Source organism: Chryseobacterium indologenes, from assembly GCF_018362995.1.
Lineage (GTDB): Bacteria > Bacteroidota > Bacteroidia > Flavobacteriales > Weeksellaceae > Chryseobacterium > Chryseobacterium indologenes_G.
On the sequence record NZ_CP074372.1, the window covers coordinates 2,115,987 to 2,139,992 of the forward strand.

The following is a 24,006-nucleotide window of genomic DNA, read 5'->3' on the forward strand; positions in this document are numbered from 1 at the left end:
CGGTTCTATAAGGTTAAAAAAGGCAGAACAGCATCCTTTGAACCGGTGTGCCATTCTGCCTGATCGTTTAAATTCTGAATATTATTAAGAAGGCCATGCTCCAAAGTAAGAAGAATTCCCCAGATCTATCTGTTCTGCACTTACCACAAAGCTGATGTACATACTGTTATCATCTACAGCATCGAAATCTACTTCATGCTGAATTACATACCCGTTGTTCCACTTCAGTGTTGTTAATGTTCCTTCTTCGTGAGACTTATTGAAAGTGATCTCACCTACTGTAGGCTTATATTTTCCATTCAGTAAACTTTCCAGAATGTCTGATTTTTCAGTAGCTTCTACCGTGATTTTGATAAGCGCATTGGAAGGATCTGATGCTACACGTCCTGAAACGTCTGTAGATCTTGATACGCTGTAGTTAAGCTTTAATAACTTTTGTCCTTCACCGTTGTTGAATTTTAAAATTCCTCTTGAATTTCTTTCTGCCATGATTTGTAAATTTTAATGGTTAATATTTTATGATTTGTTTTTCTATATCACCAAATATAGATGTAATTACAAAACGTAAATAAGATTTATTATTAAATTTTAAAAAGTGTCGTAATAATACGACTAACACTCGTTAGGTAAATTACATCCTGCAAATCAGGCGTTTGATATTTACAGCTCTTAAAATCGTAATATTTTTTTGCTTGTTTAAGATATTTAAAACAGAGATCAAAATTTCAGAATTCACCAACAAAAAAGTATCCTCATATAAATAGTAAAGAAGAACAGCAATTTTAGAACAGAAAATCCATTTCAGAATTGAAAATATATGGACAGAAGGAGATGGAAAAATAAAAATTGTAAAAAAATGAAAAAAAAACAGGCGAACAAAACTACTGATGGACAAAGCATTGAAACCTAAAACAAGCTATAGTAAAAGATTCCCTCAAAAAAATAAATTAAAAAACTTGCACGGTATTATAAAATGTTATACTTTTGCATCACTTTAAAACAACGAAGTAATAAACGAAAACATAAATGGTTTCTTAGCTCAGTTGGTAGAGCAATGGATTGAAAATCCATGTGTCCCTGGTTCGATTCCTGGAGAAACCACTTCAAAACCTCTAATTTATTTTAGAGGTTTTTTTTGTTATTATATTTTACCAAGTAAAATTAACGCAAAGGACTTATTTTTTAAAGCTAAATTTTAAAGGGAACAAAGATGAGAATCAATTTCATTGATTCTAAGTGTATGTTTCCATCTGGTTTTACTTGTTCAGCCAGCTGAGACATTCAGCAATCTGCATCTTACTGATAAAAACCTCAGCATTCACTTCCGGCTCCGGAGAAAGCCTAAGTTCTACTTTCTGGCTTGAATGCTTGATGATTTCGGAAACAGACTCTTTGTTAATGATAAACTTGCGGTTTATTTTAAAAAAAATATCCGGGTTGAGTTTCTGAATAATATCTTTAATGGTATCATCATAGATATAGGTCTGATGATCTTTTGTAGTAAGGAAAAGGTACTTACCGGAAGCAAAAAAATACGCAGTGTTATGCTCGTCAATTGATTTAAGCTTATTACCTTCTCTTACCATAAAACGTTTCATTACCTCATCTTCTGCCTGACGCAGTGAGGAAATTGATTTGAGCACCGGTTCCGGGTCAAAATTGTTACGTATGGAAATAAACTTTTGCAGCGCTTTATGCAAATCCCCTTCTTCAAAGGGCTTCAGAAGATAATCAATAGTAAAATGCCTGAAGACTCTCATGGCATATTCATCAAATGCAGTAATGAAAATAATCGGGGTGAAAAGCTCCACATGTTCGAAAATTTCAAGGCTCATTCCGTCACCAAGATGGATATCCATAAAGATAAGATCTGCCGAATCTTTCTCAAAAAAATCAATTGCCTGTTTTTTGGAACGAAGAATAACAGTCTCTGTAACAGGGACTATGCTCTGTGTATCTAAAAGATTTTTCAGATAATTCACAGCCAGCAGTTCATCTTCTATAATGGCAATTTTCATAACGATGCAAAAGTACAAAAAAACCGCTGAAACAATTAAGTTCAAGCGGTTTCATCTGTATTGAATTTGATATGAAGTTCTATAGATTAGGATTATTCTTCTTCGCGCTCATTGGATATTCAATGGTATAGCGCGGATCATTCTGCTGAAGAATATATTCCTTGCCACTGATGGTGTGGGTTATTTTTTTCTGATTTGCTCTTCTTAAGTCGAACCATCTCTGTCCTTCCAAAGCAAATTCTCTGAATCTTTCATCCAGGATAAAGTTCATAAAGGCTGTAGAATCCATTGAATTTACCGCATTTTGAACTGAAGTATATCCATCCGGAGTGTATCTGTTTTTTAAAACTTTCAGAAGTGTTTCTTTAGCTTCAGTCAGTTTATTCAGCTTTAATAATGCTTCGGCTTTTATAAAGTACTGCTCCGCTGTTCTGAAAGACACTTTGAACTCTAAGCTTCCTCCTTTAATAACTTTATACTTACTACCATTTTTCTCAAAATACATGCCAAACCTTTTATCTGCAGAAGTATTGTATGAAGAAATCAATTCCGGAGATGCAAAAGATAAGACCTTTATAGAGTTATCCCATGTATTGTCCAACGCCATGATAGATTCCGGGGAAGCATAATGATTGGGCGGAGTATTTACTGTATTCAAATTGCTCAAATCTCCTTTCACTGCCAGCACCTGATCTGCATAGTTTAAAGCTTTATTCCAGTCTCCTTCATACAAAGCTGTTCTTGCTTCAAAAGCCAGCAATGCGGTTTTTGAGAACCTGTAATTGACTCCCAGCGGCTGCTTCTGCTCAACCATCAAATCCTCAGCTTTTTTAAGATCTGAATGAACCTGATTGTACACTTCCAGGACGGAAGATGGCTTCAATACCTGCTCAAGATCAATTTCAAGATTAATAGGAACTCCTCTGTCTGTAGAAGCTGTAGCACTGTTGTATGGTTTTCCATATAAATTTACCATATCAAAGTACAGATAAGCACGAAGAGCATATGCTTCTGCCAAAATCTGATTCTTCTCCGGAGAATCCTTCATCGTTTTGCTTCCTTCATTGATAATCTGGTTCAGGTAGAAGTTCACGGAATAAAAGCTTAACCAAGGAAGCTCCGCAGATGTAGCGTCATAGTTGGAATCCTTCCACATCGCAATTTCACGATAAGAAATAAAATCTACTCCATTGTCATCAAGACTTGTCTCATCGGTACGAAGGGCTACCAGAGATTTGTGGACAGGATATTTTGAATACGCAGATGTAAGGACTTTTCTGTAATCTTCAGTAGTAACAGGAATAATTTTCCCTTCAGGCTGAATATCCAGAAATCTGTCACATCCGATATTGATAAAGCTGATTGCAGCAAGTGCTATGATTGTTGTAATTTTTCTCATTTTTTCTCAAGTTTTAAAAAGAAACATTAAATCCTACAGTCACTGATTTCGTGATAGGCTGTGCATAAATATTACCGTAGGTTTCCGGATCAAAATATCCTTTGTACCCGTTACTGAATACAAACAGGTTACGTCCTTCCACACTCAGTCTCAGACTGGAAATCCCCATAGGGTTTGTAAATTCTTTAGGAAGTGTATATCCTAAACGGATACTGCTGATTCTTATGTAACTGATCTCTTTCGCCCATATATCAAGTAAATTGTATGCACTTGAACGGTTTCCTGCAAACCATTTATTGGCCATCCATCCATCAGGATTAGCATCCATATCCGGGCTTGTAATTCCCGGAAGCGAACCTCCTGCTTCGTAGATATCTCTTGTATAATTTCTTCCTCTGTCAAGCTCCATTCCACGGTAAGAAGGTGTTCTCATCACGGTCTGCTTCAGGTTGAATGTCGTAGAAATGGTAAGATCAAAATCATGCACTTTAAAAGTGTTGATGATACCTCCGGTAAACTTCGGATCTCTGTCCCCTACGTAAGTAAACAGGCTTCTCAGCTCAGCGTTGGAAAGTTTTGTATCTACAAGCTGTCCGGGAAGGAAATCTGCATATACATCATATAGCTTAAAGAATTCTACTGCCGATATTTTTTGGTCTCCTTTCCAGAACAATGGGTTTCCGTGCTCGTCCATTCCTGCGGTTTTTAATGCAAAAACAGCATTTACCGGAAGTCCTTCTCTGGAAGGAAGGAAAGAGTTGTCACGAGGCTGCTCGCTCAATACTGTACTCTTATTATGAGCAAAGTTGATGGTAGTTGTCCACTTGAAATTATCATGATTGATGTTTCTTGTAGACAATGCCAGTTCAAAACCTTTATTGGTCAAACTTCCCCAGTTCATCATCGTATATTCGAAACCTGTTTCAAGAGGAGTTTCTTTCATACTGATCATGTCTGTTCCTTTTCTGCTGTAAACATCAGCGGTAAGGCTAATACGGTTGTTGAATAATCCTAAATCAAGACCAACGTTTGTGTTGGTTGTTTTTTCCCATCTCAGTTTATCGTTTGGCGGGCTGATGACGTTGATGATTCCTTCTTTCATTCCTGGAAGAATTGTTGCATCATTATATTCCCCAATGAAGAATGGTGAAGTGTTACGGTCAATATTTCCCTGAAGACCATAGGAAGCTCTCAGTCTAAGGTTAGATACAGCAGAAATATTCTTCATAAAATCTTCCTTCGTTACCAGCCATGATCCTGAAACAGCCCAGATCGGAAGATATTTATACTTTTTATTGACCCCGAAAAGGTTCGTACCATCATATCTTACACTTCCGAAAAATGTATATTTCTGATCGTAGGTATAGGATGCTGTAGCAAACATAGAAGCATAAGCATTTTCTATTGGCGGGTTCTCACGGTAAGTCTCATATCGCTTATCGGCTGCAAAACTTGAATTCGGGAATACAATTGCCGTCGCTCTTCTTGTGGTTGGATCATATCCGAAAGCTCTGGTAATGGTAGTATTGTCTTCTGTTTTACGGATTTCTGTTCCGGCCATCAAATCAATTTCATGCTTTGAATTGATCTTTGTGCTGTATGCCGCCTGTAATTTCCAGTTGTATTGGAAGAAGTCATTATCCCAGTTTTGTTTTACCGCACCTGCAGGAAGAAAATAATTGTATTTACCGTCTTTATAATAACGGGTATTTTCTTTCATTTTTCTGGTGAAGTATGTATTTTCCGCTGCAAATTTCTCTGTTTTATTAGCATCATACTGAATACCTAACTGAGAAGTGAATCTTAAACTTTTTGAAGCTTTATATTCTAAATCTAAAATCGCTTTCAAAGAGTTATTTTTCAGTGAATAGTTTGTATTTTCTCTTTCCTCAAGGAAGTTGAAAGGAATATAGCGGTCTTCAAAACCATCCATATCTCTATCATAATTGTAGCTTCCATCTGCATTGAAAGGCTTCATGTAAGGATTGGCGTTTCTTGAATAATTAACAGGGTTGATAGAAGCATCAGCATCCGTTACAAAAGAGGTACGTTCACTTTGTGTTCCGAAAATAGAGATTCCTGCATTTAACTTATCGCTTAATTTGTAGTTGTTTTTTAAAGTCAGGTTATAACGTTTAAAACCTGTCCCGATAGTTGTTCCTTCTTCATCATAGTATCCCAGGGAGAAATAGTAATCTGCACGGTCACTTCCTCCGGAAACACTTAATCCATATTGTTTGTTGATGGCATTTCTGTATAACAGTTTACCCCAGTCTGTATTGTTGTTTCTTAAACCATTTATTTGTTGACGTGTGAATGAATTCAGCGCATCATAACCACCGTTTCTGAAAGCATCAAGCTGGCTATTCTGAGTCAGAATTCTCATCACTTCCCCTTTATCTGTACGGTAAGTAAGATCCGCACGCTTGGCAAGCATCAGTTCCAGGTCTACTTTTTCAGATGCATTTAAAAGGTTCAGTTTATCAAAATCAGGACGTGAGGTAACGAAAGTATCTGCTGAGAAGTTCAGCTTCAGACTTCCTTTTTTCCCTTTTTTAGTTGTGATGGAAATTACTCCATTGGCTGCTCTTGCCCCATAAATGGCCGTTGCTGCCGCATCTTTAAGGATCGTAATGTCTTCAATATCGTTAGGGTTCAGTCCTGCGATAGAGAAGTTCTGAAGCTGGTCAATGTTGTCTTTATCGGTAAAGTTCGGGACATCATTTCCTTCTAACGGAAGACCGTCAATTACCCATAGCGGATCCTGAGGACCTGAAAGAGAAGCTGTACCTCTGATTCTGATCTTTGCAGGACTCCCCGGAGCACCGGTTTCAGGAGTTACTGCCACACCCGCAATCTGCCCTGCCAGCATCTGATCTACACTGGCAACACCAGCCTGGCTGATGTTGTCCATTTTTACTGTAGAAACCGCTGAGGTCTGCTTACGTTTTTCAATTTTCTGATATCCAGTGATGATTACTTCCTGGATTTTATTTTTGTCTGTAACTTCAGAAGTCAGTCTTATTGTATAATTGGTCTGTCCTTCATTCAACTGAATGACTCTGGATTCATAACCCGGGTAGCTTACTGATACAGATTTGGTATCAGCAGGAATTTCTAATATAAATTTTCCGTCCTTATCGGTCACTGTACCTACTGATACACTTTCAATAATTCCTTCTAATTCTGTTTTTGTAGAGACAGACTGAGTCTCTATTTTTATAGATGCACCGGTAATAACCTGAGAAGTATTTCCGTCTTCTATTTTCCCGGTGATGGTTTTCTTTTGCTGGGCCATTGCTATATTAGCAGCCAAAAGAGGTAAAAGTATTAGAGTTTTTTTCATTGCCGTTTATTTGTTTAAAGCCTCTTGTATACGAATGATTAAATCTGTGTAATGCGCTCTGGAAGCATCATCACCTCTGTATCTTGTTCTGTTCAGTAAGTCCAGAACCTTCTGAAGTTCCGCCCTTTTGTAAGTAGTGACTTCAGATACTCTTTTCATGGATGAATAATTAATATTCCTAAGACCGTGATCATCTTCATGGAAATTACAGATGGTTGGGATGTTCAGATGATCATCGACTTTCAATCCTTTTACCGCTGTTTTTTCAAATAATTTATTCACCGAAACAATCAGGGCATCTACATAGTTTTTCTGAGTCATTTTTTCAAGCATTGTCAGGCTTCCTTTTTTACTGAAAATGGCCGTTCTTACCTGATCAAATAATTTCTCAACGGTGTAGATCTCTTCTTTTGAACCTGACATCTGATGTTTCAGCTCATTTTCAAGCAATCTCAACAATCTGTCATCCATAAAAAGGGAATAGATATTCGCATACTGCATTCCTCTTGCCATGGTATACGGTGTCTGCTCGAATGGTCCCATTGGTGAATCTTTTACCGGATACGTTTTTTCTGTAATCGGATTAAAGAATAACCATTCCGGAAGGTTGATTGCATTTTTAACAAGATAATCAACAGCTCTTGTCTGTATTTCAGCAGGAACAGCTTCGTAGGCTTTCTTTTTGTTGCCAAAAACTGTATTATTCAGATAAATCCCTCCAACATTTGCCATCACATGACCTGTATACAGATCCCACTGTCCGATAACTCCCATATACAGTTTTCCGGCATCTGTATATTCTTTACCGTCTTCATACGTCCATTTTAAAAGATTGTTGATAACCACTTTCAGGTTTTTCATCCCATACTCACTGGCTTTCATAGCATCATCTCCTAAATCTTCAGACTGCGAACGCGGATCGATTGTTTCCAGGTAGCTCTGCTGCTCACCGTAGAAATACATCGGATCATCCTCATGTTTTTCAATTAGGTTTCTCAGCGCTTTTTTCTCAACAAATTCATCAGGATACCAACGGTAGCCCCAGTCTATAGCATATTTGTCATAAAGGCCAATTTTCGGAGTGATGGCTGTAACCCCATCTTCCGGCTGAGCTACGTAATTGTAACGCGCATAATCCATAATGGAAGGCGCTGTACCACCCATTTTGTCTGTAAATTCTTTTGAACGAAGCGACTCTACAGGGAAGGCAAATGAAGCTCCCATATTGTGCTTCAGTCCAAAAGTGTGTCCTACCTCATGAGATGAAACAAAACGGATTGCCTCACCCATGTGTTCATCACTGAATTTATTCCCTCTCGCTTTCGGGTCGATAGGTCCTGTCTGAATTCTCATCCAGTCATGAAGAGAAGTCATTACATTGTGCCACCAGATAATATCGGCCTCGATAATTTCCCCACTTCTCGGATCTACCACAGAGGGTCCCATGGCATTTGACTTTGGCGAAGCGGCGTAAGTAATTACAGAATATCTTACATCATCAATATCAAAATCTTCATCTTTTTCATCCGGCATTTTCGCAATCACTGCATTTTTGAATCCTGCCTGCTCAAACGCCGCCTGCCAGTCATGTACTCCGGCAATGATTTTCTCACGCCATTGTTTTGGGGTAGCCGGATCGATATAATAAACGATCGGTTTCTTAGGTTCTACCAGCTCACCTCTTAAATATTTTTCTTTATCCTCGTCTTTTGGTTCAAGGTTCCATTTGGTAATGAAGAATTTTTCATCCATTTTCTGCTGATTGTCATTAAACGACCAGTGCTTTTCGGAGAAAAATCCTACTCTTGAATCTGCAACTCTTGGTTTCATCGGTATTTTAGAAAGCAGTACCAGATTGGTAGTAACACCAAGGGTTACCGGCAGATCTACCCCACCTTCATTTACAGAAGTAGACAATTGAGACTTTACCACAAGATTCTTAGGGAAAGTTTTCACTCCTTCTATATAAGAAAGACTTGATTTCACAGATCCCCCCAATCCTACATTAGCCAGAACATCATTGAAGCTCTTTTGATTTCCGTCAAAAACTTTATTGACTTTAATGGCTACTGCTGTAGAATCACCATTTTGTGCTTCAATATCAAAGACTTCAATCACAGATTCTGAAAAGTTGTCTTTCACAGATTTTGTAATCGCATCATTTTTTGGGGATGATACTTTAGGAACTACCGTTTTTACCCATACTTTTTTAGCTACGGGATCACGGTGAAAAGAGATGACCTTATTTTCATAATTCATTCCTTTGTTCAAACCTGCCTCATTCACCTGCATGGGTACCTGAGAGAGTTTGTTCACCACCAAAAACTGACGTCCCATCAAGCTGTCAGGAATTTCAAAATAAATATCCGTTTTAACCTGAATCGTATTAAAAAGTCCTTTTTTATAGGTTCCTTTTTTGATCAGATCTTCAATTTTTTTTGTTTTCTTGGAGGAAGAAGTTTCCGTCTTATCCGTTTTTTCTTTGTTGACCTTTACCGTATCTTTATCTTTTTTCTGTGCTATTGCCATTGGTGAAGCCATAGCAAGGCCAAGATACAGTGCCAGCCTGTAATTCTTCATTAAAATAGTCCGATTCATTCCAAATAGTAAATATCTTAGTTTCAACAGCAAAGCTATAGGTATCGTGAATCATATATATAATATTAGGGAGTGAAAGGTGATTTTTCGGGAGTGAATGGATTTTTATTTTACTTCATTAATGGTAAAAAACATATGAAATATTCACCATCTACAGAAATATGAAGAAGATTATTCTTAAAATACTCATAAACTTGATTCAAATAATCAATTCCGAATTTCTCTCCCTGTACCGGTTCAGTTTTGGGTTGCCAGGTGTTCTTCACCGTAATTCCGTCTTCATCAACAATAATGATAATTTCCAGAGGCTGATCTATGGTCGCAATATTATGTTTGATTGCATTCTCCGTAACAATCTGCAGTGATAAATAAGGAATCCGCTTTTCCAGACTTGCAGGAGCATTGATGATCAGTTCAAAACTCATTTCTTCATCAAACCTGCTTTTCAGGAGTTCCATATACTGCTGTATAAATTTGATTTCCTGTGAAACCGGAACTATATTCTCTTTCGGAGGTACTATAAGATACCTGTAAATTTTAGAAAGATTCATAGTAAACTTCTGTGCATTTTCTTTATTGATACCAATCAGCATATAAAGGGAGTTCAGAGAATTAAAAAGAAAGTGAGGATTGATGTTATTCTTAAGCTGTTGCAGCTGGTTGATCACTTCTGCTTTATGCATCTTTTCATTTTCTATCAGAAGGAAATTTTTCTCAGACTGTATTTTTTCTTTTTCCTGATAAGCCAGATTTGCAGATCGCTGAAATAAAATGAAAACAGTTACAATAAGAAATAAAGCTGCGAGAAAAATATAGACCGTGTAGGTTTTTATCTTGCTGATATTTTCATCAATAATGAAATTAACATGGTTCACCACGGTATATCCATCAAAATTATCTGTTTTTAATGGCTTTATGAAACGGGTTACCTCAACTCCAAGATATTCCGAAACCGCTGTTCCTTTGGTATATCCGGCTTCAGCTCTGTTGGACAACGTATCTTTAGGTTTAATATCTGTAAAATCAAAAATATTTTTCCCTATATATTTCTTCTCCGGATGGGTAATACAAATTCCTTCTTTGGTAAAGACATACGCGTATGTATTAGAACTTTTGTCTACATTGATAAAGTATTGATGGAGATCATCAAGGCTTACGGTAGACCCATAATACAATTTGTTTTTATCAGGCAGTACCAGAGAATCATAGCTAACCCAATACATACTGTCTTTTTTAGTGATCAAAAGATCCCTGAAATGCCCGGGACCGCTGTTTTTTAAGACAATAGCTTTCTCTTGATGACCTGTCTTTTTGAAAATATCAGATAATGGATTATTACTTTCTGTTTTTCCTGAAGCTGTATTTTCGTAATAATACCAGCTGTAAGGTAACAGATTTCTTTTTTTGTTTAAATCATTTAAAACCAAAGAATAATCTTTGTAATTCTTAAGGCCATCTTTCTGAATCAAAGCTCGAAGCAGGTATTGATAATCCTCAATATTTCTGAATTCATGTTCTATGGATTCATATTTACGGAAAAAGGTTTTCTTTGCAAAATCATCGGTGTTTTTACGGCTGTCTTCAGTGATCAAAAGACTCAAAACAGCAAATGCTGCCACTGCAATCAGGCAGGCAGACAGAACGGCGATGTAAATGGATTTTTGGGATAAAGCGTGTTTAAAATTAATAGCCAAGTTTCTCTAAATTGTTGTTCTCCTACATATAAATTATTCGTTTGCAAAGGTATAACAAAGATTTCAGTACCGTAAAGTGAATTATTTTTATCTTTAAAACTACCATGAGCCAGCTTATTTGGGAACCAAAACATGTAACATAGTGCATTGATTCCTTAATGTTTTAAGTTAAAAACAAAAAAACTATATAAGCTTTAAGTCTTAAAGTTAGTTAATATCGTTATTCAGACCGTTAATTCAGCACTCTATATTTTTAAAATTAATTATCTTCGCCTACAAATCTTATTTGAAAATGAAGAAGATCATCTCCGGGATATCTATTTTTTGTGCCATCACTATTTCTGCTCAAGAAGCTATCCAGTTTCAGGAGCTGCCATTCAAGGATATTATTGCCAAAGCCAAAAAGGAAAAGAAATTGGTTTTCATTGATGCATATGCTTCCTGGTGTGGACCATGTAAAATGATGGAGAAAAATGTTTTCACCCAGAAATCCGTGAGTGATTATTACAATACCAATTTCATCAATGCAAGATTTGATATGGAAAAAGGAGAAGGCAGAGACATCGCTTCCAAATTTGGAGTACGTTCCTATCCTACTTATCTTTTCCTGAACGGTGAAGGAGAGCTTGTGTCGAGAAATACCGGTTATATGGAAGAGAGCATGTTTGTGGCTATGGCTCAGGATATCAATTCACCGGGAAACAAAAAAGGATCTCTTAAAGATCGTTTTGCCAGTGGTGAAAAGGATCCGGAATTCCTGACCAATATTATGAAGCTGAATGCCAACTCAGATTATGATTTTGCCAAAAAAGCTTCCGAAAGATATTTTCAGAATAAAAAGAAAACCGAGGAACTTACAAAAGATGAAATCGGCTTTCTGCTCTATTTCGTAAAGTCGTCAGAAGATCCCAATTATACTGTTTTCGCATCCAGAAAAGCAGAAATCATTAAATTTCTTCCTGAAGAAACCTACAATGAATTTGATGCTCAGCTGAAATTGGGAAAAGTAGTAGAACAGTCTATTGATGATAAAAATAAAAAAATCAATGATGATTATTTTTTAAAGACTGCTGAACCATTGGTAGGAAAAGAAGCTGCTCTTAAAAAACTGAACCAGACTAAACTGAGCTATTATGAGCAGAACAGTAATTTTCCTGAATACGAAAAAGCGGCTTTAGACTATTATAAAAATTCTGATTCATTTGATCCTAATGAACTTTTAAGAGCTGCCTGGATATTTGCAGATCATGTGAAAACACCCTCTTCATTAAAAAAAGCTACAGAATGGGCAGAAAAATCTGTCATGAGAAGCGAAACCTCAGAAAACACTTATATTCTTGCCAAACTCTATAATCTTACAGGAAATAAGGAGATGGCAAAAAACTATGCTGAAATGTCTAAAAATATAGCAGTTCAGGGCAATAAGGATTCTCAACTTGCAGATGAATTATTAAAGCAAATAAAATAACACCACATACCGAATGAAATATAAATTATTAGCAGCAGGCATTTTAGCTTTCCTGTCAGCAGGCACAGTACGTGCTCAAGAACAGGAACAAGGAAGACAGGAGAAAAGTTTATACATAAAAGGAAATGCTTTATTTGCTCCGATAGGAATTTTAAACCTGGGAATAGAAAAACAAATAAGCCCAAAATATACGCTTCAGGGAGATGTTTTCATTTCACCATGGAAATCTTTCTCAGGACATGAATTACAGTTTTATTCTGTATCTGCAGAAGGAAGATACTATTTTAATGAAGCTTTCAAGCACTGGTATGTAGGAGCCAACATAGGTTTTGCGGCCTACAATGCTTCAAAATGGAATTACTGGAATGATGATACTTTTGAAAACTGGAATGGAGAAACTCTCCGCAACTCTAATCTGTATCAAAGAGGATTCTCTGTTATGCTGGGGGTTACAGCAGGATATCAATTTCAGTTATCTGAACGATGGAATCTAGATATTTATGGAACCGTAGGAACATCACAAGGATTTTACAAGGGATATGACCGTACCACAGGAAGACGTTATGATTCTGCTGAGAAATTCAATAAAAGCGGTGAAATCATCCCATACAGAGGAGGGGTAATGATTTCTTATAAATTAAAATAAGACAATGAAGCTATTCGGAAAAAATCATATTATCATTTTAGTGATCACTTTTGTGATCCTTTTTTTAATGAACTATATCGGAAATGATCTTCCTGATAAATTGCAAAGAGCTTTAATGACTGCTTTTGCGGGAGTTGTTGGATTAACGATCGGGCTCTTTATATTGAATAAGGGCAGAAATGATAAAAATCCGCCCCAAAATTTTGATTAATTAATCTTCATACACCACATACCGGGTTCTGATCTTTTCGAAACTTTCCAGATCTGTTTTCCAGGAATTTTTAATTTCCTGAATTGATTTTCCATCAATGATCTGTTTTCTGAAACTATCAGTTCCGGAAAGGGTATCAAACCAAAGATTTTTAAGGAAGAAATCCTGCTGAGGATTTTTATAATTCTGATACGCTTTGATTACCCATTCAAGGTTGAGTTCTCTTAAGTCCTTCGGATATTCTGAAAGATTTTCGCCATAACACAGTTTTCCGTTCAGGAATGGATCTTTAGCACCATAGCTTGGCTTTGGTGTAAACTGGTAAGGAAGATTTTCCGTCCATGGAGAACCATAAATCTGGAAAGGCAGATCTGTTCCTCTTCCTACAGAAACCTGAGTTCCTTCAAAAAAACAAAGGCTTGGATATAAATTGATTGCTTTATCATTGGGTAAATTCGGAGAAGGTTTATCAAGCATCGGGTAACGTTGCTTTTTATGATAATTCTTCATCTGAATAAGGGTATATTTAGCCTGAACCCCATTTTTCAGCCATTTTTCTCCATTTACCATTTTTCCATACTCTCCTATTGTAAGCCCGTAAACTACAGGAACTTCATGCATTCCTACAAAACTTGCCCATTTTTTTCTCAATACAGGTCCGTCAGTATATCCGTCATGCGGATTGGGACGATCCAATACCATGATCTCAACATTATTTTCAGCACCTGCTTCCATCAGATAAGACAGAGTGGAAATATAGGTATAGAATCTTACTCCAACATCCTGGATATCAAAAATAACAATATCAATTCCGGCCAGCTGCTCAGGCTTTGGTTTTTTATTATTTCCATACAGGGAAACAATCGGGATCCCTGTTTTTATGTCTACACCATTTTTCACTTTTGCACCCGCATCAGCATCTCCTCTGAAACCATGTTCAGGAGCAAAAATCGATTTGATCTTTATTCCTTTTTTTACCAGAAAATCTACTAAATGAGTTTTGTCACTCATCAAACCCGTCTGGTTGGTTACTACCCCTATCGTCTTATTTTTTAAGAGTGGTAAATACATTTCAGGCTGGTCTGCCCCGGTTTTAAAATCCGATTGAACTTGAGTCTGGGAATAATATTGATTGAATACTCCTAAAAAAATTAGGCAAATCAGAAGTAAATTTTTAATTTTGAAATCTAAATTCATAAGCTTGAAATTTCCTTTATATTTCTCTAGAAAAATAGCATTTTCCAAAGATAACAAAAATAACCTTTCAAGGGTTATCATCTTCATTGGCAGGCTTTCCGTAGCATTGGGGATTATTGTTTCCTTAATTACCGTAGCCACCGGTTTTGGTTCAAAAAAAGCTATTAAAGAGAGGCTGGCAGATTTCAGCGGACACATTACGGTAAGATCAACGCGCTCAAATTCCTCTTATAATACTTCCGTACTTGATAATCAGGGACTCAATATTGCAAAAATAAAAGAACTTCCCGATGTGGAAAGTATTCAGAAATATGTTACGGTTACCGGAATTATGCGTAATGAACACAATTTTGCGGGAATTATATTCAAGGGAATCGGAAAAGATTTTGACAGTTTACGATTTAAAAAATTCCTTATCGCCGGTACTACGCCGAAAGTTACTGAGAAAGGCTTCAACAATGACGTTGCTATTTCGCAAAAAGTAGCCAATGATCTACATCTTAAAGTAAATGACAGTATTGTTACGGTATTTTTAAAAGCTGATCAAAAACCACTTTACCGTAAATTCAGAGTAATCGGAATTTACAGAACTGATATCAAGCTCATTGACGAACAATTTGTTATTGGCGGTATTAATCATGCAAGAAAAATTCAGGATATGAAGCCTGATGAAATTGGTGGTATAGATATCTTCCTGAAGGATGTAAATGATATCGATAAAGATTTTCCTGACATTGAAAAATTGATCGGCTATAAAAACTACGCTGAAAAAGCTACTGAGAAATTCCCGCAGATCACGGACTGGATCAGTATTTTTGACACGAATATAGCATTGATCATTATCATCATGCTGATTGTAGTGGTTATCAATATCATCATGGTTCTTCTTATTCTTATTATTGAAAGAACAAATTCTATTGGTCTTCTTAAAACATTGGGTGCAAGCAATTCACAGATAAGAGCTACCTTCATCAATTATACCCTGATCATTATGATTCCGGGGCTTTTGTATGGAAATGCTATCGGACTGGGACTTATTTTGATCCAGAAATTCTTTGGAGTCATAAAGCTTAACCCGGAAAACTATTATGTAAGTACAGTTCCGGTAGACCTTAATCCTATCGCAATTATTTCGATCTCGTTGGGAATTCTTCTTATTTCAGGATTGGCTTTAATTATTCCTAGTTACCTGATCAGCAAGATTTCTCCTGTGAAAGTTATTAAGTATAACTAAATTGATAATTGAAAGTTATTCGTTGTCTTTCAAGGGTTTTTGACTTTATCCACAACTTATCCACACGTTATCCACAGCGCAGATAATTTTAAAAGCCTTATCTTTGCGCCGCATATAAAACATTTATGAAATACGCAAAAAATATCCTTGAAACTATAGGTAACACGCCGCTGGTAAAGCTTAACAAAGTATTAGGTGAAGATTTCCCGGCATTGGTATTAGCAAAAGTAGAGACCTTCAATCCTGGAAACTCAGTAAAGGACAGAATGGCTCTTAAGATGATAGAAGATGCCGAAAAAGACGGCAGATTAAAACCTGGAGGAACCATCATTGAAGGAACTTCCGGAAATACAGGAATGGGATTGGCACTGGCAGCCATCATCAAAGGCTACAAATGTATTTTTGTAACCAATTCCAAGCAGTCAAAAGAAAAGTGTGATATTCTTCGTGCTGTAGGAGCTGAGGTAATTGTCTGCCCTACTGACGTAAAACCTACTGACCCGCGTTCTTATTACTCAGTATCCAAAAGACTGGCAAAAGAAACGGAAAACGGATGGTATGTTAACCAATATGACAACTTATCCAACAGAGCGGCTCATTATGAGTCTACAGCTCCTGAGATCTGGGAACAGACTGAAGGAAACCTGACTCACTTTGTGGTAGGAGCCGGAACAGGAGGTACCATTACAGGATGCGGAACTTTCTTCAAAGAGAAGAATCCAAACATCAAAGTAATTGGTGTGGATACCTACGGTTCTATTCTGAAAGAATTCCACGAAACTGGTGAACTTCACTACGATCATGCTTACACTTACATTACAGAAGGTATCGGGGAAGATATTATTCCTGAAAACTATGACATGTCTGTAATTGATCATTTTGAAAAAGTTACAGATAAAGACGGTGCCATCTATGCTAGAAAACTGGCTAAGGAAGAAGGAATTTTCTGTGGATATTCTGCAGGAAGTGCTATTGCTTCTTTGATTCAGATGAAAGATCAGTTCACTAAAGATGATGTGATCGTCGTTTTACTTCATGACCATGGTTCAAGATATGTAGGAAAAATCTACAATGACGAATGGATGAAAGAAATGGGTTGGCTGGAAGAAAATAAAGAAGGGTAATAAACCACCTTACAGATCATAAAAAAACGGAACAAAATTTTGTTCCGTTTTTTATTTTTATTGCTTGATGTTTTCCTTTAATTTACTTTTAAGAAAACTGTATTCCTTCTCACTCATTGCTTTTCTGGGAAACATATAGTTGTATTTTCCTTCAAGGGAAATAAATTCATTGTTGCTGTCAAAATATTCAAAATCTTTCCATTCACTCGTTTCTTTCTCCCCATCAATATTCACTGTGAAAAAATTCTGATCAAATCTTATTTCATATACTTTACACTTTTCCAGAACATTTAAATAGTGATTCACCTGTTTTTTCCATCTCGAAACTTTATTGACACTCACTGACAGAAAAACAGCGCAAAGCAAAAATATAAAACTCAAAAAATATAAGATCCCCTGACTTTCTTTGCTCAGTTGATCTTTCAAAAGAAAAACGATGAAAACAATCACTGCAGCTACAATAGTGGCAATGGTTTTACTTTTCGTTGTAGATGAAAAAAGCAGACTTCCCTGATTACCGCTAAAATAAATATCTTCAAAAATCTTTCTGTCAGGTTTTAGTGTAATCACCTTTTCTTCATTCATAATTATAGAGTTGCTTTAAAAAGCTACAAAACTAAACTAAATATCTTCATATTGATCACTTATTGCCGAAAGTTTATTCATCAGCTCCCTGTTTCTGCGGTTTAGTGCATCCAGTTTTTTCAGCATATTGTGAATCACTTCAAGACCGGGAAGATTGACTTCGAGATCATAATACCAGTTGGCAAATTTTTCCAGATCGGGCAGATCATCATACATCAGATAATGGATATTGTCTTCAATCTGTATATTCAGCAGCCCATAGTCTACAAGCTCATCAAAAAAAGTGATTTCTATATTATAGATTCTTACGAGTTCTTCCCGTGATATTCTTTCACTCATAGCTTAGGAATTTTTAAGTTGTTCAAAAAGTTCTTTCTGCTTCTCGGTAAGGTTGATTGGCAGTTTCACTTCGTAGGTTACAAAAAGATCTCCGTGTTCTCCTTCTTTTTTATAGACAGGAAAGCCTTTTCCTTTCAATCTTACGGTGATTCCTGTTTGGGTTTCAGGTTTTACTTTAAGCTTTACACTCCCTTCCAGAGTATTTACATTCACTTCTCCTCCTAAAACAGCGGTATACAGATCAATTGTTACCTTGGTTTTCAGGTCATCCCCGATTCTTTCAAAATCCGGATCTGCTGGGATATTGAAGGTGATATATAAATCTCCGCTTGGCCCTCCGTTTATCCCTGGATTTCCATGTCCTTTCAGTTTGATCTGCTGTCCGTCATATACTCCTGCAGGAATTGTGATTCTGACTTTCTTTCCATTAATATCAAAAGTTTGTGGATGGGTTTTCGCGGCATCTCTCAGATTCAGATTCAATTCTGCTTTTATATCCTGGCCTTTAAATTTTCCGGAAGCCCTTCCTCTTGAACTTTTACCAAATCCACCGCCTGCTCCACCGAACATATTCTGGAAGAAATCTGAAAAATCTTCTCCTTCACCAAAATCAGCACCGGAGAATCCGCCGCCATAACTTTGCTGCTGATATTGTCTTTGCTGTTGCTGTTGAGCTTTTTCGTATTCTTCGCCGTGTTTCCAGTGTTCTCCGTACTTGTCGTATTTAGATCTGTTTTCCGGATTGCTGAGCACTTCATTGGCTTCATTCAATTCTTTGAACTGTCTTTCTGCTTCCTTATCATCAGGGTTCAGATCGGGATGAAGTTTCCGGGCCTGTTTCCGGTAGGCCTTTTTAATATCATCCTGTGTTGCGTTTTTATCTACGCCTAAAATTTTATAGTAATCTATATAAGCCATAGAAATGAGGTTTACCCAAATTTATGAAATTTAGGTCTGAAAATTGTATAACAAAATGTTAAAAATAAACCTATCTTTGATAAAAAGCACCACATGAAAGAGGTACTGAAAAACTACTCCGGAATCATATTTTTACTTTTAGGAATCACTATTGGAAGCATCATTGGAATTGTTGCTCCCGGTTTTGTGGAATATATAAAACCTCTGGGGGATATTTTTCTTAATCTTCTTTTTGTGAGTGTAGTTCCTTTGGTATTTTTTGCTGTGTCCAATTCTATTTCTTCTTTGGAGCAACAGTCTAAATTTGGAAAGATCATTCTGGTGATGTCTCTTACTTTTTTATTCTTTATTCTCACGGCAGCAGTTTTTACGATCTGTGCAGTTTATCTTTTCCCGGTTTCAGGAGTATCAGGGAGTTCTGAAATTATTTCTGAAGCAGCAAATGATGATACATGGGGCAATAGAATTGTAAGTTTCTTTACAGTGGGAGAATTCACTGAGCTATTCTCAAGAAGGAATATGCTTGCTCTTTTGGTATTTGCATTTCTGACAGGATTTGCGGCCAGAAAAACAGGTGAAAAAGGGCAGCCATTCAGGGTTTTTATTGCTTCAGGATATGAAGTAATGAAAGAACTACTTTTATTGGTCATGAAACTGGCTCCTATTGGTTTGGGTGCTTACTTTGCCTATCAGGTGGCTACTTTAGGTCCCCAGCTTTTTGGATTTTATGCTAAACCTTTAGGATTGTATTATGTTGCAGGAGTTATTTACTTTCTGGTCTTCTTTTCTATTTATGCTTTTATGGCAAACGGACAGAAAGGAGTCAAAAGTTTCTGGACCAACGCAATCTACCCTACTCTTACAGCCATAAGCACCTGCAGCAGTTTTGCCACCATGCCTGCCAATTTACAGGCAGCATCCAAGATCGGAATTCCCAACTCTATTGCCAATCTGGTGATTCCTATCGGGACTACCCTGCATAAAAACGGATCTTCAATGTCTTCAATCATTAAGATCTATGTGGCATTTTTAATCATTGGAAAGGATTTTTTTGATCCTGCCAACCTGCTTTTGGCTTTGGGAATCACTGTATTTGTCAGCATTGTGGCTGGTGGTATTCCTAATGGCGGATATATTGGTGAAATGCTGATGATTTCTGTTTACAAACTGCCTCAGGAAGCTATTCCCGCGGTAATGATTATCGGGACTTTGGTAGATCCTTTAGCTACAGTCCTGAATGCTGTAGGAGATATAGTGGCAGCCATGTTTGTCAACCGGTTTGTGAAAGTCTGATTGCATTTAACTATTTTCTATTAACCCATGAACTCATTTTTCAAAAGCATTGGCCTCTACAACAACCTCACTATTGATCTCAATATCAACAGTGCGGAACTTACAAAGAGATTAATGAAAGTAACTTATAAAACCAATACAGCTTTCATATCATTAGAAAAAGATGCTACAATTCCTACACGGTTTGAATACCGGGGAATGATTGATACCAACAGCTTTACAATCAAAAGAAGAGGAAGGCTATTTGATATGAACAGAAGTAATCCTGTATTACGTGGAACTATTTCTGGTAAAAATGGTACATCATCCGTATCTGTAGAATTTTTTCCATCAGGATTTCAGATCTTGAACTGGATTTTCATTCTGTGTTTTTGCTTTGTGATAACATATGCCAATATAACAGGTGATAAACAAGACGTTATGTTCGCGGTAGTTGCTTCGGTAATAGCAATCACTCAATATTTTATCTTAAAAAGAGGAATTTCGAGAGGGAAATATGAATTTGAAAGAGAGCTTATCTATATTGCTCAAAAGCCTTAAGCCAATTTCAGACCAAAGGTTCTATTCACTGCGTTTTACGGGTTCCAGGTTTTCATATTCATCGGGAGTGAAAAGTCTGTAATGAACTTTAAAGGTTTTTCCCAAAGGAGTTTCCAGAGAGAAACCACCAGGTCCGAATCCATCTGTAACATCTAATGTAAAATGTGAATATTTCCAGTATTCAAAAAGGTCACGGTCTATCCAGAACTCATATCCATTGATCGTTCCGATCATGGCATCATTCATCCGGGGGAAAAATCCTCCTTTTTCAAAACATTGCGGCTGTGTGCCTTCGCAGCATCCTCCTGCCTGGTAAAACATGAGTGGACCGTATTGTTCTTCCAGTTTCCGGATCACTTCAAATGCCTGTTCTGTTGCAGAAAGTCTGGATATTTTTGCTTCCATTATTTTTATTTTAGCTTACTAGAAACCTTATTGTTATAAAAAATCCCGGCAGGTAAATTCAGCCGGGATCAGCAACACATCATCAATTAATTTGAGCCGGCAATATCCAAAACGATTCTGCCGTCAATCTGTCCTTTTTTCATTTTATCGAATACATCATTGATATCTTCAAGTTTTGCGGCAGTAACGGTTGCTTTTACCAATCCTTCATTGGCAAAATCCAACGCTTCCTGCATGTCTTTACGGGTTCCTACGATAGAACCTCTCACGGTGATCCTTTTTAAAACCGTTTCAAAAATCGGAAGTTCAAAAGAGCCGGGAGGAAGACCGTTCAGAGCAATAGTTCCTTTTCTTCTCAAAACATCTATTCCCTGTTTAAAAGCAATAGGTGAAACAGCTGTAATCAATGCACCGTGCATCCCACCGACTTCTTTATGTAAATATTCTCCGGGATCTGTGTTCTTTGCATTAACTACAAGATCTGCTCCTAATTTCTTTGCCAGTTCAAGCTTATCATCTGCCACATCAATGGCTGCAACATGCATTCCCATTGCTTTTGCATATTGAACGGCTACATGTCCCAATCCACCAATTCCCGAAATGGCTACCCATTCTCCAGGTTTTGTCTCTGTTTCCTTCAATCCTTTATAAACCGTTACTCCGGCGCATAAAATAGGAGCAATCTCCAGAAAGTTAACGTCAGACTTCAAATGTCCTACATATCTTGAGTCTGCAATAACGTATTCTGCAAAACCACCATCTACACTATAACCTCCGTTTTTCTGAGCTTCACAAAGGGTTTCCCATCCTGTGATACAGTAATCACAACATCCACAAGCACTGTACAGCCAGGGAACTCCTACCGCATCTCCTTCTTTTACAAAAGCTTCGGGTCCGCAGGCTACTACAATACCTACTCCTTCATGTCCGGGAATAAGAGGCATCTTGGGTTTTGCAGGCCAGTCACCATCTACAGCATGTAAGTCTGTATGACAAACCCCGCAGGCTATTACTTTGACTAGGACTTCATATCTTCCGGGTGCTCTTACGGGTACTTCTTCAATTTTCAAGGGTTGACCGTAGCCTTGAACTACCGCCGCTTTCATTGTTTTTGGGATCATATTTTATTTTTTTGATAGAGTTATTTTGGGTATTAGTTTTTATCACCAGAGGTAATTGACAGCTCTCAGTTTTTGTGCTGTCTTTATAAGTCAATAATGATGTAGAATATGTAGATCAAAAGACTGATATTTCTCTGCGTGAGGGATAGTAAGGGCGGCGAGGAACGAGCCGGTGCGGAATGAAATGGAGCACCGAAACGAAGTGCAGCCCTGCATAGCCCGACCGTTTTGCCCTGGAAAAGCCAAGGCAATCGGGCACGTCCTAAATAATATTAAAAGAAACCTAACTTATTCTTGTTATAAGAAATCAGCATGTTTTTGGTTTGGCGGTAATGATCAAGCATCATCTTATGATTTTCTCTTCCGATTCCTGATTGTTTGTAACCTCCGAAAGGTGCTCCTGCAGGGTAAGAGTGATATTGGTTGACCCATACTCTTCCGGCTTCTATCTGACGGGGAATATTGTACAGCTGGTGAGCATCTCTTGTCCAAACGCCTGCACCAAGCCCATAAATGGTATCATTGGCAATTTTCACTGCGTCTTCTTCATCTTTGAAAGTGGTAAATGCCAGCACCGGACCGAAAATTTCCTCCTGGAAGATTCTCATTCTATTGTTTCCTTTGAAAATCGTCGGCTGAATGTAGTATCCGTCTTCCAAATCCTCTCCAAGATGGTTAACATCTCCTCCTACCAGAACTTCAGCCCCTTCTTCTATTCCCAACTGGATATAGGAAAGGATTTTATCTTTCTGAATCTTTGAAGCCTGAGCTCCCATCATCACGGTTTTGTCCAGTGGATTTCCTACTTTGATGGCTTTTACTCTTTCGACTACCCTTTCAATAAAGGCATCTGCAATATCTTCCTGAACGAGTAATCTTGAAGGACATGTACAAATTTCTCCCTGATTAAGGGCAAAAAGAACGGCTCCTTCTATCGCTTTATCTAAAAATTCATCATCAGCATCCATTACAGAGTTAAAGAATACATTTGGTGATTTTCCTCCTAATTCCAATGTCACAGGAATGATATTTTCTGTTGCATACTGCATCACCATACGTCCTGTAGCAGTAGAACCTGTAAATGCTGCTTTTGCCACTTTCGGATTGGTCACCAGAGCTCTTCCAAGTTCTGCTCCGAACCCGTTAACAATATTGATAACACCAGCTGGTAAAAGGTCTCCGATCAGTTCCATCAAAACCATAATGGAAACAGGGGTACTTTCTGCAGGTTTTAAAACTACACAGTTTCCAGCTGCTAAAGCCGGAGCCAGTTTCCAGACAGCCATGAGTATCGGGAAATTCCATGGGATGATTTGTGCAATTACTCCAAGGGGTTCATGAACGATAAGAGATACGGTATCTTTATCCAGTTCGTTATGAGATCCTTCATCTGCACGGATAACAGAGGCGAAATATCTGAAATGGTCGATAGCCAAAGGTAAATCTGCAGCCAGTGTTTCTCTCACTGCTTTCCCATTATCTATGGTTTCTACGGTAGCAAGGTATTCCAGATTCTGCTCTATTCTGTCGGCAATTTTATTAAGGATAATACTTCGTTCTGTAGATGAAGTATTTTTCCAGGTACGGAATGCTTTTTCTGCAGCATCTACCGCTAATTCCAAATCTTCTTTGGAGGAATGGGCAACCTGAGTAAAGTTTTTCCCATCAACGGGAGAGACTACATCAAAATACTGTCCTTTAACGGGTGGAGTAAATTTTCCGTCAATATAATTATCATATCTGCTTTTGAACTCCGGGCGCTGTAAAAGCGTCGCTGATCTTGGTTCTGTAATAGTGCTCATATTAGTCTTGTTTTTATTTTTTCGATAAAGCCAAATTACAGTGAGATGCCCAAAAGAATATAGCACAA

At 37.5% G+C, this 24,006-nt stretch carries 20 protein-coding genes and 1 tRNA gene; 8 read left to right on the plus strand and 13 right to left on the minus strand.

All coding sequences use genetic code 11. The annotated features are described in order from the left end of the window. Nucleotides 1-84 precede the first annotated feature (84 nt). Nucleotides 85-489 (minus strand): type VI secretion system tube protein TssD, encoded by a 405-nt coding sequence (gene tssD, locus DYR29_RS09475; RefSeq protein ID WP_047421063.1) that lies wholly within the window; start codon nt 487-489, stop codon nt 85-87. 539 nt (nt 490-1,028) lie between these two features. Between tssD and DYR29_RS09480 the strand changes: the two genes are divergently transcribed. Continuing rightward, nucleotides 1,029-1,101: transfer RNA gene (locus tag DYR29_RS09480), tRNA-Phe, on the plus strand. A 155-nt stretch (nt 1,102-1,256) separates the two neighbouring features. On the opposite strand, the gene DYR29_RS09485 is transcribed toward DYR29_RS09480, so the two are convergent. The 5 genes from DYR29_RS09485 to DYR29_RS09505 all read right to left on the minus strand — a co-directional run bounded on the left by DYR29_RS09485 (nt 1,257) and on the right by DYR29_RS09505 (nt 11,055). Further along, on the minus strand, nt 1,257-2,018 hold the full coding sequence (locus tag DYR29_RS09485) for a LytR/AlgR family response regulator transcription factor (RefSeq protein WP_213280275.1): 762 nt from the start codon (nt 2,016-2,018) through the stop codon (nt 1,257-1,259). A 79-nt stretch (nt 2,019-2,097) separates the two neighbouring features. Next, nucleotides 2,098-3,417: a RagB/SusD family nutrient uptake outer membrane protein gene (locus tag DYR29_RS09490; protein ID WP_213280276.1), complete on the minus strand. Its 1,320-nt coding sequence runs from the start codon at nt 3,415-3,417 to the stop codon at nt 2,098-2,100. Nucleotides 3,418-3,430: 13 nt separating this feature from the next. Further along, a complete protein-coding gene (locus DYR29_RS09495; RefSeq protein ID WP_213280277.1) occupies nt 3,431-6,763 on the minus strand; it encodes a SusC/RagA family TonB-linked outer membrane protein in 3,333 nt (1,110 codons plus the stop codon). A 6-nt stretch (nt 6,764-6,769) separates the two neighbouring features. Beyond that, nucleotides 6,770-9,361, minus strand: coding sequence for a zinc-dependent metalloprotease (locus DYR29_RS09500; protein ID WP_213280278.1), 2,592 nt, complete (start codon nt 9,359-9,361; stop codon nt 6,770-6,772). Nucleotides 9,362-9,471: 110 nt separating this feature from the next. After that, on the minus strand, nt 9,472-11,055 hold the full coding sequence (locus DYR29_RS09505; protein WP_213280279.1) for a histidine kinase: 1,584 nt from the start codon (nt 11,053-11,055) through the stop codon (nt 9,472-9,474). Between the two features lie 292 nt (nt 11,056-11,347). Between DYR29_RS09505 and DYR29_RS09510 the strand changes: the two genes are divergently transcribed. From DYR29_RS09510 to DYR29_RS09520, 3 genes are read left to right on the plus strand one after another with little or no spacing between them, the layout of a single operon-like run. Beyond that, entirely contained in the window at nt 11,348-12,523 is a 1,176-nt protein-coding gene (locus tag DYR29_RS09510; protein ID WP_213280280.1) for a thioredoxin fold domain-containing protein, read from the plus strand. Nucleotides 12,524-12,536: 13 nt separating this feature from the next. Next, on the plus strand, nt 12,537-13,169 hold the full coding sequence (locus DYR29_RS09515) for a DUF3575 domain-containing protein (RefSeq protein WP_213280281.1): 633 nt from the start codon (nt 12,537-12,539) through the stop codon (nt 13,167-13,169). A gap of 4 nt (nt 13,170-13,173) precedes the next feature. Beyond that, nucleotides 13,174-13,380: a hypothetical protein gene (locus tag DYR29_RS09520; RefSeq protein ID WP_047387374.1), complete on the plus strand. Its 207-nt coding sequence runs from the start codon at nt 13,174-13,176 to the stop codon at nt 13,378-13,380. Here the strand turns inward: DYR29_RS09520 and DYR29_RS09525 are convergent, their stop codons facing one another. Then, nucleotides 13,381-14,577, minus strand: a complete 1,197-nt coding sequence (locus DYR29_RS09525) for an exo-beta-N-acetylmuramidase NamZ family protein (RefSeq protein WP_213280282.1) — start codon at nt 14,575-14,577, stop codon at nt 13,381-13,383. It lies immediately after the preceding gene. A gap of 4 nt (nt 14,578-14,581) precedes the next feature. Here DYR29_RS09525 and DYR29_RS09530 point away from each other — a divergent pair, with 4 nt between their 5' ends. Together DYR29_RS09530 and DYR29_RS09535 are read left to right on the plus strand one after the other, a co-directional pair. Then, entirely contained in the window at nt 14,582-15,811 is a 1,230-nt protein-coding gene (locus DYR29_RS09530) for an ABC transporter permease (protein WP_213280283.1), read from the plus strand. Nucleotides 15,812-15,936: 125 nt separating this feature from the next. Next, nucleotides 15,937-16,935: a PLP-dependent cysteine synthase family protein gene (locus DYR29_RS09535; RefSeq protein ID WP_047387369.1), complete on the plus strand. Its 999-nt coding sequence runs from the start codon at nt 15,937-15,939 to the stop codon at nt 16,933-16,935. Nucleotides 16,936-16,992: 57 nt separating this feature from the next. Here the strand turns inward: DYR29_RS09535 and DYR29_RS09540 are convergent, their stop codons facing one another. From DYR29_RS09540 to DYR29_RS09550, 3 genes are read right to left on the minus strand one after another with little or no spacing between them, the layout of a single operon-like run. After that, entirely contained in the window at nt 16,993-17,520 is a 528-nt protein-coding gene (locus DYR29_RS09540) for a hypothetical protein (protein ID WP_213280284.1), read from the minus strand. Nucleotides 17,521-17,556: 36 nt separating this feature from the next. After that, nucleotides 17,557-17,859 carry a chaperone modulator CbpM gene (locus DYR29_RS09545; RefSeq protein WP_213280285.1) on the minus strand — a complete coding sequence of 101 codons (303 nt, stop codon included), beginning with the start codon at nt 17,857-17,859 and terminating at the stop codon, nt 17,557-17,559. Nucleotides 17,860-17,862: 3 nt separating this feature from the next. Further along, a complete protein-coding gene (locus DYR29_RS09550) occupies nt 17,863-18,777 on the minus strand; it encodes a DnaJ C-terminal domain-containing protein (protein ID WP_213280286.1) in 915 nt (304 codons plus the stop codon). Nucleotides 18,778-18,870: 93 nt separating this feature from the next. Between DYR29_RS09550 and DYR29_RS09555 the strand changes: the two genes are divergently transcribed. Further along, nucleotides 18,871-20,070 carry a dicarboxylate/amino acid:cation symporter gene (locus DYR29_RS09555; protein ID WP_213280287.1) on the plus strand — a complete coding sequence of 400 codons (1,200 nt, stop codon included), beginning with the start codon at nt 18,871-18,873 and terminating at the stop codon, nt 20,068-20,070. A gap of 27 nt (nt 20,071-20,097) precedes the next feature. Then, nucleotides 20,098-20,610 carry a hypothetical protein gene (locus tag DYR29_RS09560; RefSeq protein ID WP_213280288.1) on the plus strand — a complete coding sequence of 171 codons (513 nt, stop codon included), beginning with the start codon at nt 20,098-20,100 and terminating at the stop codon, nt 20,608-20,610. 21 nt (nt 20,611-20,631) lie between these two features. Here DYR29_RS09560 and DYR29_RS09565 read toward each other — a convergent pair whose 3' ends face one another. From DYR29_RS09565 to DYR29_RS09575, 3 genes are all read right to left on the minus strand, one after another. Further along, nucleotides 20,632-21,015 (minus strand): DUF779 domain-containing protein, encoded by a 384-nt coding sequence (locus DYR29_RS09565; RefSeq protein WP_213280289.1) that lies wholly within the window; start codon nt 21,013-21,015, stop codon nt 20,632-20,634. Nucleotides 21,016-21,101: 86 nt separating this feature from the next. Continuing rightward, entirely contained in the window at nt 21,102-22,136 is a 1,035-nt protein-coding gene (gene adhP, locus DYR29_RS09570) for an alcohol dehydrogenase AdhP (RefSeq protein ID WP_047421006.1), read from the minus strand. Nucleotides 22,137-22,408: 272 nt separating this feature from the next. Beyond that, nucleotides 22,409-23,938 (minus strand): aldehyde dehydrogenase family protein, encoded by a 1,530-nt coding sequence (locus DYR29_RS09575; protein ID WP_213280290.1) that lies wholly within the window; start codon nt 23,936-23,938, stop codon nt 22,409-22,411. Between the last annotated feature and the right edge of the window lie 68 nt (nt 23,939-24,006).